General features: G+C 58.8%; 16 protein-coding genes. 7 read left to right on the top strand and 9 right to left on the bottom strand.

Going from position 1 to position 17,977, the window contains the following annotated elements; all coding sequences use genetic code 11:
- Positions 1-5 precede the first annotated feature (5 nt).
- Positions 6-1,667, top strand: a complete 1,662-nt coding sequence (locus tag GGE33_RS17380; RefSeq protein ID WP_183825755.1) for a thiourocanate hydratase — start codon at positions 6-8, stop codon at positions 1,665-1,667.
- 24 nt (positions 1,668-1,691) lie between these two features.
- On the opposite strand, the gene GGE33_RS17375 is transcribed toward GGE33_RS17380, so the two are convergent.
- The 4 genes from GGE33_RS17375 to GGE33_RS17360 all read right to left on the bottom strand — a co-directional run bounded on the left by GGE33_RS17375 (position 1,692) and on the right by GGE33_RS17360 (position 6,062).
- Complete coding sequence (locus tag GGE33_RS17375) at positions 1,692-2,615, bottom strand: pseudouridine-5'-phosphate glycosidase (RefSeq protein ID WP_183825752.1); 924 nt, start codon at positions 2,613-2,615, stop codon at positions 1,692-1,694.
- 14 nt (positions 2,616-2,629) lie between these two features.
- Positions 2,630-3,742, bottom strand: a complete 1,113-nt coding sequence (locus tag GGE33_RS17370) for a carbohydrate kinase (protein ID WP_183825749.1) — start codon at positions 3,740-3,742, stop codon at positions 2,630-2,632.
- Positions 3,743-3,807: 65 nt separating this feature from the next.
- Positions 3,808-4,806 carry a phosphogluconate dehydrogenase (NAD(+)-dependent, decarboxylating) gene (gene gnd / locus GGE33_RS17365; RefSeq protein WP_183825744.1) on the bottom strand — a complete coding sequence of 333 codons (999 nt, stop codon included), beginning with the start codon at positions 4,804-4,806 and terminating at the stop codon, positions 3,808-3,810.
- A gap of 137 nt (positions 4,807-4,943) precedes the next feature.
- A complete protein-coding gene (locus GGE33_RS17360) occupies positions 4,944-6,062 on the bottom strand; it encodes an anhydro-N-acetylmuramic acid kinase (RefSeq protein WP_183825741.1) in 1,119 nt (372 codons plus the stop codon).
- A gap of 280 nt (positions 6,063-6,342) precedes the next feature.
- Between GGE33_RS17360 and repA the strand changes: the two genes are divergently transcribed.
- The 3 genes from repA to GGE33_RS17345 all read left to right on the top strand — a co-directional run bounded on the left by repA (position 6,343) and on the right by GGE33_RS17345 (position 9,701).
- On the top strand, positions 6,343-7,608 hold the full coding sequence (gene repA, locus GGE33_RS17355; protein WP_183825739.1) for a plasmid partitioning protein RepA: 1,266 nt from the start codon (positions 6,343-6,345) through the stop codon (positions 7,606-7,608).
- Between the two features lie 23 nt (positions 7,609-7,631).
- A complete protein-coding gene (gene repB / locus GGE33_RS17350) occupies positions 7,632-8,693 on the top strand; it encodes a plasmid partitioning protein RepB (RefSeq protein ID WP_183825737.1) in 1,062 nt (353 codons plus the stop codon).
- A gap of 135 nt (positions 8,694-8,828) precedes the next feature.
- Complete coding sequence (locus tag GGE33_RS17345; protein ID WP_183825733.1) at positions 8,829-9,701, top strand: MBL fold metallo-hydrolase; 873 nt, start codon at positions 8,829-8,831, stop codon at positions 9,699-9,701.
- 43 nt (positions 9,702-9,744) lie between these two features.
- Here GGE33_RS17345 and GGE33_RS17340 read toward each other — a convergent pair whose 3' ends face one another.
- Positions 9,745-10,677, bottom strand: coding sequence for a LysR family transcriptional regulator (locus tag GGE33_RS17340; RefSeq protein ID WP_183825730.1), 933 nt, complete (start codon positions 10,675-10,677; stop codon positions 9,745-9,747).
- Positions 10,678-10,803: 126 nt separating this feature from the next.
- Between GGE33_RS17340 and GGE33_RS17335 the strand changes: the two genes are divergently transcribed.
- The 3 genes from GGE33_RS17335 to GGE33_RS17325 all read left to right on the top strand — a co-directional run bounded on the left by GGE33_RS17335 (position 10,804) and on the right by GGE33_RS17325 (position 13,355).
- Complete coding sequence (locus tag GGE33_RS17335; RefSeq protein ID WP_183825727.1) at positions 10,804-11,784, top strand: glutathione S-transferase C-terminal domain-containing protein; 981 nt, start codon at positions 10,804-10,806, stop codon at positions 11,782-11,784.
- Between the two features lie 53 nt (positions 11,785-11,837).
- Positions 11,838-12,701, top strand: a complete 864-nt coding sequence (locus GGE33_RS17330; RefSeq protein WP_183825724.1) for a hypothetical protein — start codon at positions 11,838-11,840, stop codon at positions 12,699-12,701.
- Between the two features lie 75 nt (positions 12,702-12,776).
- A complete protein-coding gene (locus GGE33_RS17325; RefSeq protein ID WP_183825722.1) occupies positions 12,777-13,355 on the top strand; it encodes a YceI family protein in 579 nt (192 codons plus the stop codon).
- A gap of 65 nt (positions 13,356-13,420) precedes the next feature.
- Here GGE33_RS17325 and GGE33_RS17320 read toward each other — a convergent pair whose 3' ends face one another.
- The 4 genes from GGE33_RS17320 to GGE33_RS17305 form a co-directional block, all read right to left on the bottom strand.
- Entirely contained in the window at positions 13,421-14,797 is a 1,377-nt protein-coding gene (locus GGE33_RS17320) for a sensor histidine kinase (RefSeq protein WP_246436237.1), read from the bottom strand.
- The gene (locus tag GGE33_RS17315; RefSeq protein WP_148145010.1) at positions 14,794-15,456 is read right to left on the bottom strand and encodes a response regulator; all 663 of its coding nucleotides are present in this window, start codon (positions 15,454-15,456) and stop codon (positions 14,794-14,796) included. The genes GGE33_RS17320 and GGE33_RS17315 overlap by 4 nt, the downstream gene beginning before the upstream one ends.
- A 95-nt stretch (positions 15,457-15,551) precedes the next feature.
- Entirely contained in the window at positions 15,552-16,019 is a 468-nt protein-coding gene (locus GGE33_RS17310; RefSeq protein ID WP_148145009.1) for a diacylglycerol kinase, read from the bottom strand.
- Positions 16,016-17,665: a phosphoethanolamine transferase gene (locus GGE33_RS17305; protein ID WP_343062504.1), complete on the bottom strand. Its 1,650-nt coding sequence runs from the start codon at positions 17,663-17,665 to the stop codon at positions 16,016-16,018. Before GGE33_RS17305 ends, GGE33_RS17310 begins: the two co-directional genes overlap by 4 nt.
- Positions 17,666-17,977: the final 312 nt, after the last annotated feature.

Here is a 17,977-nt window from a genome sequence, read left to right as displayed (position 1 = left end):
ATACCGTGTCTAAGCCCAACCCGCGCCATCCGAAATTTCCGATCCCCGGCGGACTGAAGCTGCGCGCCAAAGGCTGGCGGCAGGAGGCGTTGCTGAGGCTTCTTGAAAACGTTCTCTCCGTTGGCGAGGATCCCGACAATCTCATCGTCTATGCGGCGCTAGGGAAAGCCGCGCGCAACTGGGCGGCGCATGATGCGATCGTCAGGACCTTGAAGGAGATGGACGAGGATCAGACGCTGATCATCCAGTCCGGCAAGCCGGTCGGGTTGCTGAAGACCCATGCCAGGGCGCCGCTGGTGATCATGGCGAACTGCAATATTGTCGGCCAATGGGCGAAGGCGGAATATTTCTACCAGCTGCAGGAAAAGGGGCTGATCTGCTGGGGCGGGCTGACGGCCGGCGCCTGGCAGTATATCGGTAGCCAGGGCGTGATCCAGGGGACCTATGAGATCTTCATGCGTATCGCCGAAAAGCGCTTCGGCGGTACGCTTGCAGGGCGGTTCGTGCTGACTGCCGGGCTGGGCGGCATGGGCGGTGCGCAGCCGCTTGCCGGTCGCATGGCGGGAGCGGCGATCCTTGTCGTCGACATCGATCCCGAACGTGTCGCCAAGCGCAAGGCAATCGGTTTTCTCGATGAGGTCGCGCCCGATCTCGATACGGCGCTCTCGATGATCGACGCGGCGGTGAAGGAAAAGCGAGCGGTCTCGATCGGCCTCGTCGGTAATGCGGCGGATATCTATCCGCAGATCGTCAAGCGCGGGATCGTGCCGGATGTCGTTTCCGACCAGACCTCGGCTCATGATCTGGTCTATGGCTATGTCCCGAAAGGCATGAGCCTCGAGGAAGTACGACGGCTTCGAAAGGAAGGGCAGGGGCAGCTGATGGCGGCGAGCCGCGCCTCGATCGCCGATCATGTCCGCGCCATGCTGACCCTGCAGGAAAGAGGAGCGGAGGTTTTCGATAATGGTAACCTCATTCGCACCCAAGCCAGAGAGTGCGGCGTCGAAAACGCCTTCGATATCCCGATTTTTACCGAGGCCTATCTGAGGCCGCTTTTCTGCCGCGCAATCGGTCCCTTCCGTTGGATGGCGCTATCTGGTGAAGAGAGCGATATCGCGCGTATCGACGATCTCGTTCTGGAGCTATTCCCGGACAATCATATCGTCACCAACTGGATCAGGCTTGCGCGCGAAAACGTGCCCTTCGAAGGGCTACCTGCACGGATTGCCTGGCTTGGCCACGGCGAACGCACGAAGCTGGCGCTGGCGGTCAACGAACTGGTCGGGAAAGGCGAACTGAAAGGGCCGATTGCTTTCTCGCGTGACCATCTCGATGCCGGGGCGATGGCGCATCCCAACATCATGACCGAGAATATGAAGGATGGGTCGGATGCGATAGCCGACTGGCCGCTGATGAACGCCATGGCGCTTTGCTCGTCCATGGCCGATCTCGTCGTCATCCATTCGGGCGGTGGCGGCTATGCCGGCTACATGACCAGCGCCGGGGTGACAATTGTGGCCGATGGAACGGAAGCTGCGGCGGAACGGCTCGATATGGCGATTACCAACGACACGTCGCTCGGCATTATCCGGTATGCCGATGCAGGTTATGAAGATGCGGTCGAAGCGGCCGAGCGGGGCGAGGTTCCACATATACGGCTGGGTTGAGACCCAGCCGTATGGATTGCTCGGTCAGCCCTTCTTGAAGGCCGAATAGGCGACGGCCATCTTGGCGGCGAGCGTCGCGTTATTCTTCACCAGCTCGATATTGGCCTTCAGGCTTTCGCCTTTGGAGAGTTCGTTAATGCGGGCAAGCAGGAAGGGCGTCAGTTCCTTGCGGCCGATGCCGCGTTCATCGGCTTCGCGAACCGCATCCGCAATCGTGCCGTCGATGAATTTTGGCGTCAGGGCCGCCGCTTCCGGGATCGGGTTGGCGATCAAAAGGCCTGTGCCGGTGCCGAGCTGGTGATGCAGCCACATCGCCTTGGCGATCTCGGCGGCGCTGTCCAGCTTGTGATCTGCCTTGTAGCCGCTCTTGCGCGTGAAGAAGGCCGGGAATTCGTCGGTTCCATAGGCAATAACCGGGACGCGCTGGGTTTCCAGATATTCAAGGGTCTTGGCGATATCGAGGATCGACTTGACGCCGGCGCAGACGACGGCGGTTTTCGTGCGGCCAAGCTCGGTCAGGTCGGCGGAAATATCAAAGGTCTGCTCGGCACCGCGGTGAACGCCGCCGACGCCGCCTGTGGCAAAAATCTCGATGCCGGCGAGTTCAGCCAGCAGCATTGTTGCCGAAACGGTCGTACCGGCCGTCTGCTTGCGTACCATGGCGACGGCAAGGTCGCGGCCGGAGGCCTTTACGACATCCTTGGCCTGGGCGAGTTTTTCGAGTTCGTCGGCGTCGATACCGGCGCGCAGCTCGCCATCGATGACGGCGATCGTTGCCGGGACGGCGCCGTTGGCACGGACGACATCCTCGACCGCCTTGGCTGTTTCGAGATTGGCGGGGTAGGGCATGCCATGTGTGATGATGGTGGATTCGAGCGCCACGACCGGTCCGCCCTTCGCAATCGCGTCGGCGACTTCCTTGTTGAGCTTAGGCTTCAGCAGTTGCATGTCGTCTTGTCCTTTCAGTTCGTCAGCCTGTGCCGATTGGCTTCGATAAGCTCGGCAGACAGGTCGGGGTGCACGCTGGCATTACATTCGGTGGTGAGTGTGGCGGCAAGCGCGCCGGTACGGGCCGCATCGAAAATCTCGTCGCCTTCGAGCAGTCGATGAAGCGTCGCGGCGATCATCGCGTCGCCTGCGCCGGTCATGTCGACGGGGACAGCCCTGACGGCACTGACAAATTCCACGGTTTTCCGTCCAGCAACCGCCATGCCCTGAGCACCGGCGCTGACCACAGCCATGCCGGCGCCTGCCTTCTGCAGCGCCAACGCGGCCTGTTTCGCGCCTTCGGACGTGTGCGGGTGCGTCTGGCCGAGGATGGCGTTCGCTTCGTCGATATTCATGAACAGGAGGTCTATCCCGTTCAGGTCTTTCGGCAGGCGCATGACCTTGTGGGTCGACACCGCATCGATCGCCAGATGAGAGGACGCATTTTTGCAACGGTCTATCAGCGCCAAAAGCGCTTCGGCGGGAAGATTGCAGTCTGCAAACACCCAGTTCGAGGCTGCGAGATGAGGCCAGGCACGCTCGATATGATCGGGCTGGAACAGGTCGAATATGTTCATGTCGGCAATGCCGAGAACGAGATCGCCTTCTGCATCGAGAATCGCCGCATATTCGGCCGTCGGGCGTTCGTTGGTCGTCACGACCTGACTGACGTCGATCCCGATTTCGCGCATATATTTGAGCAGGGCCTGTCCGCCGTCATCGTCGCCGACGATCGATAGAAAGCCGGTGGCCGAGCCGAGCCGAGCAAGATTTTCCGCAACATTGCGCGCGACGCCGCCGAGGCTACGGGTACTTTCGACGGGATTGGACGTTTCCAGCACGATCTTGGTGCGGGCGTGATATTTGCGGTCCAGCACGGCGCCGCCGATGCAGAAAGCGCGGACTTCGGACGAGAGAACATAACCCCGCCCGAGGATATATCCCTTGTTCATCAATTGAACGATATGAGCAGCAACCGTCGAGCGGGCCAACCCCAGAGCGGTGGCAATTTCCTGCTGTCCGACGAAAGGGTTTTCGCGGATCAAGGCCAGAACGGCGCTTTCCTGTGGTGCAAGCGGCTGGGTCATTGCATGGGCTCCTTAAAAAACCCATGCAGACAATTGTTTATTTTGTCAACAATTGTTTTGGAGTGCTACTTGCCATGCGGCTTTTCGACGTGGCCGCCGAAGGACTTGCGCATCAGCGACAGCATCTTGTTGGCGTATTCGGCATTGCCCTGGCTGTCGAAACGGCTGAACACGGCGGCAGACAAAACCGGCACGGGAACGCCCATGTCGATCGCGGCCTTCATGGTCCAGCGGCCTTCGCCTGAATCCGAAACGCGCCCGCCGAAGCTGCTGAGCGACGGATCGACCTTCAGAGCGTCCGCCGTCAGATCAAGCAGCCACGAGCCGATCACGCTGCCGTGGCGCCAGACTTCGCTGATCGCCTCGATATCCATGTCGAACTGGTAATACTGCTTGTCCGGCAGCGGCGTCGTTTCCGCATCCGCCTCGCGATGGGCGTTGCCGACATTTGCCTGTTTCAGCACGTTGAAGCCTTCGGCATAGGCCTGCATCATTCCGTATTCGATGCCGTTATGAACCATCTTTACGAAATGGCCGGCGCCGCTTGGGCCGCAATGCAGATAACCGCGTTCGGCGGGGCGAATGGAGGGATCGAGATCCGCTCCCGGCGCCAGTGTCGCGAAGATCGGATCGAGATGTTTGACCGCCTCGTCCGGGCCGCCGATCATCAGGCAAAAACCGCGCTCAAGGCCCCAGACGCCGCCGCTGGTGCCGACATCGATGTAGGAAATGCCCTTCTCGGCAAGCTTGGCGCTCTGGTCGACGGCGTCACGGTAGTTGGAATTGCCGCCGTCGATGATCATGTCGCCGGGCTGCATGAAGGCTGCCAGCTTGTCGACGATGCCGGGCGTGATCGCTGCCGGAAGCATGATCCATACGGCACGCGGGGGCGTCAATTTTTCAAGGAACTGTTCGATGGACGAAATGCCGATGGCGCCCTCGCCGACCAGTGCCTCGACGGCCGCCGCGTTGACGTCGTAGGCGACGCATTCATGGCCAGCACGCATCAGACGCCGCGCCATGTTGCCGCCCATGCGGCCCAGTCCCATCATTCCGATCTGCATGTGTAAGCCTCTCGATGCAGGTTTAGAATCGAGAGGATAACTAGGACGATGTGTCGCAGGCCTCAAGCTATTTAAATCGATTTACTCTTGGCGACGGTCACGTTTCCGGCAGGATCGGAAAAACTGGTGTAGAATATTCAGGGATTGGCGAGCTTACCGCCCGTCTGAGCCATCGGAACGCCGGTCGTTGTCGGGAAGCTGATCGGCAGACCACGCAAAGTGCGCACGGCGAGGAATGCAAAACATTCGGCTTCGACAGCATCACCGCGCCAACCGAAACCATCGGCTGAAACTGCCTGAACCTTTGCCCTCTCTTCGATCATCGCCATGATCGTGGGGTTGCGCCGCCCGCCGCCGCTGACGATCAGGCGCCTGGGTCTGTGTGGCAGAAGGTCGAGCGCCTTGCCGACGGCGGACGCGGTGAAGGCGGAGAGAGTGGCTGCGCCATCTGCGGCGCTCAAACCATCCGCCATGGCTGCGGTGAAATCGAACCGGTCGAGTGATTTGGGATAGGCTGCGGTCAGATATGGATGCTGCAGAAGGCGTTCGAGCCGCGCTTCGTCCACCGTGCCTGATGCACCAAGCGCGCCGTCCCGATCCATCTCTCCAAGACCAAGCGCCTTGATGAAATCGTTGAGCGGCGCATTGGCCGGCCCGGTGTCGAAAGCGACCACCAGATCCTCACCATCCCACCACGTAATATTGCCGACGCCGCCGAGATTGAGGATGGCGGTGTCGCCGCTGCGATCGACTTCACGTAGGAGAGCAGTGTGATAGATGGCTGCCAGAGGAGCGCCCTGACCGCCGGCTCGGACATCTGCCGTCCGGAAATCGTAGACGACCTTGGTTCCGAGAACATCGGCCATCATCTGGCCGTCGCCGAGCTGTCGGGTATCGCCCAGGCGCGCCTTGGTCGGAGCGCGATGCAGCACGGTCTGTCCATGGAAACCGACGGCACCGATCTCCTCCATGGTCAGTCCGGCGCCTTTGACAAGCTCCTGAACGGCGGTGGACTGGGCGCGCGTCAGCGCTTCTTCCGCATCTTTGAAAATCAGAGGGTCCGGACCTTCAAAATTCCAGCCTCGCGCCTGACGCAATGTTTCTTCGAGCAAAAGGCGAGTATCTTCCGCATAGGGCGCAAGCGTGTAGGCGCCGAAGGTTTCGACGCTTTCGCCGTCCGTCTTGATGAGCGCGACATCGATATTGCCGTCGAGTACCGTTCCGGTCATCAGTCCGACCGCCCAGATAGGCTTCATTGCTTGTCTCCAATCGCGATTGACCGAATCAGATCATTTTATACGTACTCTTCCGGCAAACGACGCCGGTTGTTCCTTTAGTAGAAATTCCTTGACGCGAATCACTCATGCAAGCACCCTGTAACGGCACTTTCGGAATTTTCTTATATTCGGCGTAACTATCTATGTTTGGTGTAGATTTGACGAAAAGGCGTATTGAACTGCCGGGACGAGTTTTATTCGCGGTTGATCGTAACCGTGAATGTCGCTCCCGTAGGTGGGCATCAGGGAGAGTTTGAGGATGGCCGGATCGGCTGAAAAAATTCGGAACTCGAAAGGCGATGTCGCGCGGGAAACGCGAGAGCTTGCCGACGAGGCCATCGCAAACGATGCGCGCGCGCTTTCCGAGCAGCTCAAGGCGATGCGTGAGCGGCTTTTTCCGCCGCTCGCAAGCAAGACGCTGCGTAGCTTCTCTTCCGGCGAGGCCGCCAAGCTCATTGGTGTGTCCGATGGTTATCTGCGCCAGCTGTCCCTGGCAGGCGAAGGGCCGCAGCCCGACACGGGTGCGGGCGGACGCCGATTCTACTCGCTCTCGGACATCAATGCCTTGCGCAGTCATCTTGCAGAACAGGCGGTGGCCAAGGGCAATGTCGCCAAGGCGAAGTCCTACCTGCCGCGCCGGGATGCGGCGCAGAACGAGCATCTGCAGGTCATCTCTGTCACGAATTTCAAGGGTGGTTCAGGCAAAACCACCTCTGCGGCGCATCTCGCCCAGTATCTGGCCCTGACGGGGCATCGGGTGCTTGCGATCGATCTCGACCCGCAGGCTTCGCTTTCGGCGCTTTTCGGTTACCAGCCGGAATTGGACCTTACCGGGAATGACACGCTCTATGGCGCCATCCGGTACGACGACGAACAGCGCCCGCTTTCGGAGGTCATTCGCGGAACATATTTTCCGGGTCTGGATCTCGTTCCCGGGAATATAGAGTTGCAGGAATTCGAGCACGTTACCCCGCAGGCGCTGGCGAACCGCCAAAGCGGCAAGGATAGCGGTCCGCTGTTTTTCGCGCGGATTCAGGCCGTACTGACGACCGTGGAGCAGGATTACGATGTCGTTGTCATCGATTGCCCGCCGCAACTCGGTTACCTGACCTTGTCGGCTCTTTGTGCATCAACGTCGGTTGTCGTGACAGTGCATCCGCAGATGCTGGACGTCGCGTCCATGAATCAATTCCTTTTCATGACGTCTGATCTTCTGTCGGTTGTCCGCGAGGCAGGCGGCACGCTCAATTTCGATTTCCTGCGGTATCTCGTGACCCGTTATGAGCCGAATGACGGGCCTCAGGCGCAGATCGTCGGTTTCATGCGCTCGCTCTTCGGGGATCGAGTTCTGACCGCGCCGATGTTGAAATCCACCGCGGTTTCCGATGCCGGTCTGACCAAGCAGACCCTTTATGAGGTCGGACGCGAGAACTTTACACGTTCAACCTATGACCGCGCAGTAGAGGCTATGAACGCCGTCAACAGCGAGGTGGAGGCTCTGATCCACGCGGCCTGGGGCCGCTAGGACAGAAGGAAAGGTTTCAGATCATGGCAGGAAGCCGGAAAAACGAATTGAAGGCGCTGTTTGGAGGCGGACTTGCGCCCGGCACTGCACCTGCGCCCGAGGCGCAATCGGCACCGAAGCCGGCGATTGAAGTGCCTGCTCCCGCGGCCAATCCGACAGGACGTAGCGCCGCCGGCGCGGTAAAGGCCATGGGCCTTTCGCTCAATGCCATGACCCGTGAAGCCGAAGAAGCTCGCCTGCTGCGCCAGGCGCTCAGCGAAGGCGAGCGGGTCGTCTCGATCCATCCTGAGAAGATCGATTCTTCCTTCGTCGAAGACCGGTTGCGGCTGGACGATCAGGACGACGAGGACCTCGCGACCCTTATCGAAAGCATGCGAGAGAGCGGACAGCAGGTGCCTGTGCTGTTGCGCAATCATCCGGAAAAGCCAGGCCGATACCAGACAGCCTATGGCCATCGCCGCATTCGCGCTGCTTCGCGCCTCGGGATCGAGGTCAAGGCAATCGTTCGGTCGTTGTCCGATGACGAACTGGTTTTGGCTCAGGGCAAGGAAAATGCCGAGCGCCGCAACCTCTCCTTCATCGAGCGCGCTGTGTTTGCCAAAAACCTTCTCGCCGGCGGTTTTGACCGGAAGGTGATCGGTGAAGCACTGTCGGTTCAGAAAAGCGAGTTGTCGCGGCTGCTGCAGGTGGTCGAGGCCGTGCCGGATACGCTCATTCGGGCGATTGGCGCAGCTCCGAAGGCTGGCCGTGATCGCTGGATGAAACTTGGTGAACTTCTCTCCTCGAAGGCAGCTCAGGCTTCGGCTATGGCCGAGATATCCGGTGCCGATTTCCAGTCATCCGTAAGCGATGACCGATTCCAGCTCCTCTTCAATCATCTCTCCCAGCCGGAAAAACGCCAGCCTGCAGAGCCTGTGCTGTTGAAGGACAACAAGGGAAAGATTTTCGCGCAGCTACATACCGATGGCAAGAAAAGCCGGATCGAGTTTGCAGCGGGGATCGATCGTGGGTTCGTCGATGCTGCCATGAAGACCCTCATTCAGCAGTATGACGCGTTTATCTCCGCTCAGTCATCGAAGGTATAAAGGCGCTGACAGCTCTTCCAGACGACAGTGAAAACGAGAAGCAGAGTAGATAAGCCGGCCTTGTTCCGGATGGAAAAGTCGTCGAAAGAATAGGCATATCGAAACTGATTTTTTCAACCGTCCGGAACTCATGTCATGAACGCCAATCCTCTGGTCAAAGGTTTCTACGATGAGCGCACCGGCAGCATTCAGTATGTGGTGAGCGATCCGGAAACGAGAGATTGCGCGATCATCGACCCGGTGCTCGATTACGATGAGAAATCGGGGAGCACGAAGACATCGAGCGCAGATGCAATCCTCGCCTATGTCGAAGGTAAGCAGCTTACGGTGCAATGGATACTGGATACGCATCCTCATGCGGATCATTTTTCTGCGGCAACCTATTTGAAGACAAAGACGGGCGCCCCGACCGCGATCGGCGCCAAAGTGGTCGATATTCAAAAACTCTGGCAAAAAATCTACAACATGCCGGAAATGAAGACGGATGGATCGCAGTGGGATCGTCTTTTCGCTGATGGCGAGAGCTTCCGGATCGGTAACATGGTCTGTAGGGTCATTCATTCGCCGGGCCACACGCTGGCATCGGTGACCTACGTTGTTGGCGACGCTGCCTTTATTCACGATACTTTGTTCATGCCGGATAGCGGCAGTGCCCGTGCAGATTTTCCCGGCGGCAGCGCTGCAAGCCTGTGGTCTTCGGTCGAAACGATTCTTGCTCTTCCCGACGATACGCGGCTGTTCACCGGGCATGACTACCGTCCGGGCGGACGCGAGGCCCTGTGGGAAAGTACGGTTGGCCTGCAGAAGGCGGAAAACCCGCATGTTGGCGAAGGGCGGGATGCCTTTATCCGACTGCGCGAGGAACGGGATGCGACCTTGCCGTTTCCGCGCCTGATGCTGCATGCTCTGCAGATCAATCTGAATGCAGGGCGGATGCCGGTTCCCGAAGCCAATGGCACGAGCTACCTGAAAATCCCGCTTGACGCATTCGCCATCAACGCCTGGTAGGCGGCCGCTGCCGAACTGCCGAGTTTTACCGGTTGCTTAAAATCTATTCGGCCGAAGTTGGAAGGTCGCGATCCCAGCGGGGTGCAGGTGCGAATTTGCCGGCCAGGAAATCGATGAAGGCGCGCACCTTTGCCGGCGGTCGCCGGTTGCTTGCATAGATGGCGAAGACGCCGGGCAATTCCATGAGAGGCTCGTCGAGCGTGACAGATACCAGCCGGCCGGCGCGGATTTCATCGCCAACCAGAAAGGTCGGCTGATAGATCATGCCCTGACCTGCAAGGGCGGCGGCGACAAGCGCGTCGCCATTATTGGCATGCAGATTTCCTGTAACCGGAACGATGATCGAACCATCGAGACCAAATCGCCAGCGATCGGGACCAACCGAACTCGAAAGGGTGTAGCCGAGGCAGTTATGCGATCCCAGTTCCGATACCGATCTAGGGATTGGTCGCCTCGCAAGATAGGCGGGAGATGCGGCGACGAGCATGCGACAGCGTGCGATCTTGCGAGCTATCAGGCTCTGGTCTTCGATCCTGCCGATACGGATGGCGATGTCCCAACCTTCTTCGACGAGATCGACGGTACGATCGCTCAGACCCAGATCGACACTCAATGCCGGATGCAGTTCGGCGAACTCTGCCAATAACGGTACGATTTCCCGAACGCCGAATGAAACCGGCACGTTGACGCGAAGCGTTCCGCTGACTTCCATACGCTCTGCCGCTGCCGTTGCATCGGCTTCCGAAAGTTCGGAGAGAATACGCTCGACACTTTCCAGATAGCGCCGCCCGGCTTCGTTCAGGGTTATCTTGCGGGTGGTGCGATGCAGAAGTTTTACGCCGAGCCGATCTTCGAGCGCTGCCATGTGCTTGGTGGCCATGGTTGGCGACATGCCGAGCGCTCTTGCGGCTCCGGACAGGCTGCCGATTGCGGCGATCCTGGCGAAAACCTCCATTCCGGCGATGCGATCCAGCATGATTGTCTCACTCCATGGGTGTGAGCTGTAATGCTCAGATAGTTGATTATCATGTTACTGGAGCGAATGCATAGTGTGGCCGGTGATGGCTTCGCGCCGTCGGTATAACTATGTTGGGAAAAGACCGTGCTCGTAGATGGCAAATGGACTGCTGACTGGCAACCGGTACAGGCCAAGGATGCGAAAGGCGGCTTTGTACGCCAGACATCCAGCTTTCGGAACTGGATCACGCCGGATGGATCGGCCGGGTCAACCGGAACGGGCGGATTCGCAGCCGAAGCCGGCCGCTATCATCTCTATGTCGCACTGATCTGCCCCTGGGCATCGCGAACACTGATCGCCCGCAAGCTCAAGAAGCTCGATGACCTCATCTCTGTCTCGGTAGTGGAGCCGGCGCTGACAAAGGAAGGCTGGCAGTTCGGCACCTATCCCGGCTCTACCGAGGATACGGTGAACGGCGCCCGTTACATGCACGAACTCTACACACGGGTGGATCCGCATATTACCGGCCGCGCGACGGTTCCTGTTCTATGGGACAAGAAGACAGGCACGATCGTCAACAATGAATCGGCCGACATCGTGCGGATGTTCAACAGCGGTTTCGCATCTCTGGCCGACGAGAGTGTCGATCTCTATCCGGAAGCTCTTCGCCATGAGATAGATGCCCTGAACGAGCGCATCTATCCGCGCCTCAACAATGGCGTTTATCGCGCGGGCTTCGCCACCACGCAGGATGCCTATGAAGAGGCTTTTCATGACGTATTCGGCATGCTTGACGAATTGGAGAGCCTGCTGTCGGCGAAGACCTTCCTGGTCGGCGAGCGCCTGACCGAGTCCGATATTCGCCTCTTTGTTACGCTCGTGCGCTTTGACGCCGCCTATCACGGGCAGTTCAAATGCAATCTGCGGCGTATCTCGGATTATTCTAACGTCAGCCACTATCTGCGCCGCATCCTATCCGTTCCGGGCATCGCGGAGACGGTCAGCATCGATCACATCAAACGTGGCTATTACTCGATCGAAAGCCTTAATCCGAACGGGATCATACCCGTTGGCCCGGCTCTGGAGTTCGCGGATCTGCTGCCTTCGCTACCAGCTGCGATCTAGGCAAACCGCTCAAGACATTCTCTGAAATCGGCAAATATTCGGGATCGATACGCATGCTGACCCAAATTCTTCTGACTTCCGTCCTGTTGCCGCTTGTTCTCGGTGCGGTGATTGCACTGGCCGGCAAGGGTGCAACTTCTCGAGCCGTTCTGCTGACGGCACTGCTGATACCAGTTGCCGCTGCCATCGCGAGCGTTTCGATCGAAGGCCTTCCGCCATTCCCGCCGATTGCGGCGAAACAGAAGCTGCCCTTGTTGCTGGTTATCGGTGGCGTTGTCTTTGCAGTGCTTGGCGTTCTGTTGCGACAATTCGTGAACCGATGGATCGTGGCGCTGGTCGGCGTCGTCTCGCTTGCAGCTCCAGCATGGTGGCTCGGCAAGAACGTTCTCGCGGCCAATGCGACGAAAGCGACGACGCTCGCCATCGTGCTCGTCATCGTCGCGATCGAGATTGCAGCCGTGTCGGGGCGGCAGGCCAAGCGGTCTTCTCCAGCCGCCTTGCCGGCTGCGCTGCTCGCAACCGCGATCGGAACGGCGCTCACCGCGATCATGGGCGGCTATATCGGCATGGCGCAGATGAACGGCGCGCTGGCCGCCCTGTTCGGTGGCTGGCTGCTGGTTCGCTACATTTCCTATATCCGAGGCGATGATGCAGCCTTCGTTCTTGGGAACTTTGCAGCAATTTCCTTCATCTGGACCGCTGCTATGGGCGCTACGATGACTGTGCTGCTGTCGCCGAGCGCTGCGCCGGCTGCGCTTGTTCTTTCGGTTCTGCCTGTCGCCATCTTCGCGGTTCTCAACTGGCGAGAATTCGGTTTTGCGAACCGCGCGCGGTTCCTACAGCCGCTGATCATCGGCGCTCTAACCGCAATTCCTGCAATCGCTGCCATCCTTGTCGCCATGCTTGCCGGCGGTTGAGCTCAAAGTTTCACCAATCCGGCTTGCCGGACACCATCCCATCACGAACACCATCAACATATGTAAGGAAAAACCATGAAACGCCTGATTCTCGCCACTGCCCTTGCCGGCATGTTCATGACCGGTGCGGTATTCGCAGCTGACAGCTATGAAATCGATCCGACGCATGCGTGGGTCGGCTTCAAGACGAGCCATGCCGGCTGGGCAAAGGCCCACGGCGCTTTCAAGGCTGTTTCCGGCACCATCTCCTTCGACAAGGATGATGTCACCAAGAGCACGGTTGAAATCGCTCTCGGAGCTGCAAGCATCGACACAAATGACGAGAAGCGTAACACGCACCTGAAGAGCCCGGACTTCCTCAACGCCGAAGAATTCCCACAGATCACCTTCAAGAGCACCTCGATTGAAAAGACCGGCGACAAGACCGCAAAGGTAACCGGTGACCTGACCCTGCTCGGCACGTCCAAGCCGGTAGTTCTCGACGTTACCTGGAATGCGGAATCCCCGCTGCCTTGGGATGCAAACACGATCAAGACCGGCTTTTCCGCGACCGGTTCGTTTAACGGCGTCGACTTCGGTATCACCAAGATGACCGATTTCGGTATCGGTCCGGAAATCGCGCTCGATATCGACGTCGAAGCCATCAAGAAGTAATCACAGCCTCACATGTTGAGCTGAAAATGGCGCGACCGGCCGAATATCCGGTCGCGCTTGTCGTTTTACGACAGAACGATCCTTGCCTCGAATCCGTCATCCCTGCCACTCGCGGGTGATAGCAGCACGAGATGGCCGTTCATCTGCCCGAGCAATCTTTCGACAATCGAGAGACCAAGCCCTGACCCTGCGGCTTCCGTCTTGCCGCGGCTGAAGCGCCTGCGGATCGAGGCAATTTCTGCTTCCGTCATTGCAGGTGCAGCATTGACGATGCGCACAGGCCCGCCGTCTTCGAGAAACACTTCGACCGGTTCTTCCTGTCTGCCATGTACCAGCGCATTTTCGATCAGGTTTCGCAGGACAATCGCAAAGGCGTCTTCGCTGAACGGACCTGTCAGCTTCGCACCGGGTGCGCGATGGAATATCAGGCGCGAAGGCTTGGCCATGCCGCGCCAGAAATCGGTCAGAACCATTTCCAATATGCGACCGAGATCAGCCGGTTTGTCGGCAATGCCTATACCCGCCTCGGCACGCGATAGCTGAAGCAGCTTTTCGGCAAGGTGGCTGAGACGTGTCAGCGATGCCTCGATCTGGCTTGCACGATGACGGCTGGAACTGTCGGTCAATTCGGCGATCAGCATCTGCGTTTGCGCCAGAGCGCCGGCGATCGGCGTGCGCAACTCGTGCGCGCTGTTGGAGGTGAACTCCCGCTCGGCATCGAGTGCTGTTCTGAGCCGCATCATCAGCAGGTTGACGGAAACTGCGATCGGCTGCAGTTCGCGCGGCAGGATGGACGCATCGATCGGCTCCATATTGCCGCCATCCTTTGTCTCGATTTCGCGGCGCAGTTCGCTGACCGGTTTCACAGCCCGGCGAACCACCAGCCAGATCATCATCCCACTGACCGGAATCAGCAGTATCAGAGGAAGAAACAGAGCGATTGCGCCTTCTCTAACGGCCTCTTCGCGGTTCTCGAAGGCATCTGCAACCTGAACGAAGATTTTACGATCCTCGCTTGTCGCGGTGTAGAACTGATAGGTTGGGTCTTTCCAGAAACCCGCTTTTAACGGTGTTTCGAATGCCTGTTCGGGCGCGTCATGAGATCGGATCAACACACGGCCGGAAGGATCGCGTACCTGGTAGATCAGATATTCATGATCTCCGCTCGAGCTGGCTGTCTGCAGTTGTTGTGGTGCTGCACTTTGGGCGCTGTCGGAAGGGCCGCCCGCCATACCGCGATGTTCGAGATCGTCGACGACCAGCGGCACGAGCCGTTCTGCGGTATCCTGAAGCGTGCCGTCAAAAATTTCGGCAAGCTCTTCTTCCATCACCACCAGGCCTAGTCCGACCGCCAGCAGCCAGAGGAAGGTCATGGCAAATGTCAGCGACAGGATCAGCCGCCGGGTCATGGACGGGCCGGTCGCCCGGCTGAAGAGGCTCATTGTTCGCGTCCCAGCCGGTAGCCGATACCGCGCAGCGTGGCGATGTGATCCCGACCGAGCTTTTTGCGCAGCCGGCTGACATAGACCTCGACGGTGTTGCTTTCGATTTCGGAACCGAAGGCGTAAAGGGCTTCCTCGATCTGAGGCTTGGACACCACGGCCCCCGGGCGCGCCGAAAGGCTGTCCAGCACCGCCCATTCGCGGCTGGACAGATCGATGACCTCGCCTCCAACTGTCACTCGGCGGGTTGCGGCGTCTATTTCTATGTCTCCGATGCGCACCAGAGACACCGGCCGGCCGCTGTAACGGCGGCTCACCGCCAGCATCCGCGCCGTCAGTTCACCGAGATTGAACGGCTTCACCAGATAGTCGTCTGCGCCGCTATTCAAGCCTTCGATACGGTCAGATATCTGGTCATGCGCCGTCAGAATGATCACCGGCGTGGTAACGCCTCGGGCGCGGAATTCCTTCAGAAGAGCAATCCCGCTGCCGTCGGGCAGGCGAAGGTCAAGCAGGATCAAGCCATAGCTGGTCGTTGCAAGCGCGCTTGTCGCCGTGTCGATCGTCTTCATCCAATCGACGGCATGATCGCCACTTGCAACATGATCGCGCACCGCTTCTCCAAGCGTTGCATCATCTTCAACCAGAAGAACCCTCAAGCTGCCTGCTCCGTCCCATCGCGATATTATCTTATACCCACCGTTTAGCAGAGGAGGGGGATAAAATTCGAGAGGGGAAGGGGCTGCCTCCGGCATCATAGCAATATGAGTTTCGGGATTATGACGAAAGCAGCGGTCAGACCGTTCACGACAAGCAGGCAGAATACGGCAAAAGAGCCGAGATCCTTGGCATGCCGGCCGGTTTCGGACCATTCGGGCGAGATGCGGTCGATGATCTCTTCAATGGCCGTGTTGAGGGCTTCCGCCGCAAAGAGGCCCAGCATGACGATTGCCATCATCACGTAATCGGAGAAGCGCGCACCGACCGCGGCAAAAGCCGCGAATATTGCCACGCCGGCAATGATTTCGTGGCGGAATGCGGTTTCGCGCAGCAACCTCAAGGCACCATTCAGCGAATAGCCGAACGCTGCCTTGAGGTGCCGGCTGCCGGTCACTTTCTCGATGGGGGACGAGGGGCTGATGGAGACAGGCGGCAGTTCATCAGCTTTTTTTGTGACCGGCCTTCCGACCGTTCCGATGGGGGCATAATCGGGAACGGTCATGAGTTTGGTTTTCCTTCCGCCTTGCGGCACGTGCCGAGCACATCGAGATCGGGATTGTAGACGGAGGTCTTGACCGCCATGATGCCGAGCGCAGTGTGGAAGAGATTGTCGTGCGAGGCTTCGTTACCTGCTCGTTTCGAGACACAGGAAGCGTCGACCGAAGCTTTCATTTCGGTTCCCTGCCACAGAACGAAGGGGACATGGGTCTGCTGCGACGGGGCTATGATATAGGGCGCGCCGTGCAGGTACAGCCCGTTTTCGCCGAGCGACTCGCCGTGGTCGGACATGTAGATCATCGTGGGAGCGATCTTGTCTTCACGCGCTTTCAGGATGTCGATGACCGAGGCCAGGATATGGTCGGTGTAAAGAATGCTGTTATCGTAGGCATTGACGACCGCCTGGCGATCACAGGTGCCGAGCTCGGCTGTGAGGCATTCCGGCGTGAAACGAGCAAATTCCTGCGTGTATCTCTGGTAATAGGCCGGGCCGTGACTGCCAAGCTGATGCAGAACCAGGACGCTGTCGCCCTTGAGATTTGCAAGCCAGCCGTCGAGTTCGGCAACCATGCCGTCATCGAGGCATTCGTGTTCCTTGCAGTAACGCGGGTCGTTTGCATCCGAGAAGGACCGGTAAGCGGTACGGTCGGCGACACCTTTGCTGCCCGTATTGTCGTCCCACCATTCCGTCTTGATGCCGGCATGGCCAAGCACGTCGAGCAGGTTTTCGTTCGCAAGTCCGGCGCGATGGGAATAGCCGTGCCGTGTCAGGTTGGAGAACATGCAGGGCACCGAGACCGCAGTCGCCGTGCCGCAGCTTGAGGTTTGCGAGAAGTAGGTGATGTCGCGCTTCTTGAGTTCGGGATTGGTCTCGCGGTTATAACCACTAAGTGAAAAGTTTTCGGCGCGGGCGGTTTCTCCGGTCACGATGACCAGCACGCGTGGCTTGCCTGATGTCGGGGAGGAGGCAACTTTTGCATCGGTACCGAGTGGCTTTGCCACGATGTTCTTGTCCGCTTCACTGGCCAGTGTGAAGGCGACCGCACTGCCGATTGGCAGGAACGGGTTGAGTGTCATGATCATGTCTTTGTGCAGACGCGCGACAGAGGCGATGCTGCGCGCGCTGCTGACGCCACAGGCTAGCGCGACGAGGAGAAGCGGCACAATCGCGGCGAGATTCCAGCCAACCTTGGAAAAGAATCTGCGGTGCTCGACTCTAACCCAGCAGACCAAAAGCGCTGGAAACAGACCGAAAATCGACATGTGCAGCAGATAGGCCGCGGTAATCAGGTGGCCGGCTTCAGACGGGGTCGTCTGCGCCGCGTTGCGGATCATGTCGACATCGATGATGGTGCCGAACCGATCCATGAACCATGAGGCCGAGGCGGCACTGACGATCATCAGGATCAGGACGGGTTTCAGAAGATATTTGACCGAGACTGCGATCATGAAGGCGGCAAACAGGCAGGTTAAACCCAGAGCAAATGCTCCAAATGCCAAGTGGCTGTCGAAATAGCTATAGGCCCGCGTGAAGAACGTGCGATTGGTAAAGGCAATCAGGTAGAGAGCCCCGAAGACGGCGAGAGTGACGCTGCCGATCTGCGGCCGGACGAAGCGGCGGGCAGGGCGGGACATGCTTAAAATGGACAAGGAGGAGGCTCCCGGCAGTTTCTGTTGCCGGCGAAATTGCATCCGATCCTGACTGTCACCTGAATGTTAAAAATCTTCTCCTGCGCGCGTCGCGTTCAGCCAGATGTCAGCTTCGCGTCGCATCTTGCGGCAATCGGAGTAGGAGTCGGCGTCTCGTGAATGCGTTTAAAACCCGTCCCGGCATGATCTATGTTGCTGTGCTCGTTCTAGTGGTTTGCTCAATTCCCCTGATGCATGAGGCGAAGCGTATTCACACACTTCAGAACTGGCCGACAGATGCCCAGTCGCATCGCGGTTTCCTGGGATAATGAA

Origin of the sequence: Aliirhizobium cellulosilyticum (assembly GCF_014198105.1) — a bacterium.
GTDB classification, from domain to species: domain Bacteria; phylum Pseudomonadota; class Alphaproteobacteria; order Rhizobiales; family Rhizobiaceae; genus Neorhizobium; species Neorhizobium cellulosilyticum.
The sequence above is the reverse complement of the archived record's forward strand: the minus strand, read 5'-3'. Positions and strand labels throughout refer to the sequence as shown.

Coding starts and splice junctions, on each gene's coding strand:
- GGE33_RS17375 (WP_183825752.1), bottom strand. CDS start 2,615: ATGCAACTGCTGAAGCCTAAGCTCAACAAGGAAGTCGCCGACGCGATT.
- GGE33_RS17370 (WP_183825749.1), bottom strand. CDS start 3,742: ATGACCCAGCCGCTTGCACCACAGGAAAGCGCCGTTCTGGCCTTGATC.
- gnd (WP_183825744.1), bottom strand. CDS start 4,806: ATGCAGATCGGAATGATGGGACTGGGCCGCATGGGCGGCAACATGGCG.
- GGE33_RS17360 (WP_183825741.1), bottom strand. CDS start 6,062: ATGAAGCCTATCTGGGCGGTCGGACTGATGACCGGAACGGTACTCGAC.
- repA (WP_183825739.1), top strand. CDS start 6,343: ATGGCCGGATCGGCTGAAAAAATTCGGAACTCGAAAGGCGATGTCGCG.
- repB (WP_183825737.1), top strand. CDS start 7,632: ATGGCAGGAAGCCGGAAAAACGAATTGAAGGCGCTGTTTGGAGGCGGA.
- GGE33_RS17345 (WP_183825733.1), top strand. CDS start 8,829: ATGAACGCCAATCCTCTGGTCAAAGGTTTCTACGATGAGCGCACCGGC.
- GGE33_RS17340 (WP_183825730.1), bottom strand. CDS start 10,677: ATGCTGGATCGCATCGCCGGAATGGAGGTTTTCGCCAGGATCGCCGCA.
- GGE33_RS17330 (WP_183825724.1), top strand. CDS start 11,838: ATGCTGACCCAAATTCTTCTGACTTCCGTCCTGTTGCCGCTTGTTCTC.
- GGE33_RS17325 (WP_183825722.1), top strand. CDS start 12,777: ATGAAACGCCTGATTCTCGCCACTGCCCTTGCCGGCATGTTCATGACC.
- GGE33_RS17320 (WP_246436237.1), bottom strand. CDS start 14,797: ATGAGCCTCTTCAGCCGGGCGACCGGCCCGTCCATGACCCGGCGGCTG.
- GGE33_RS17310 (WP_148145009.1), bottom strand. CDS start 16,019: ATGACCGTTCCCGATTATGCCCCCATCGGAACGGTCGGAAGGCCGGTC.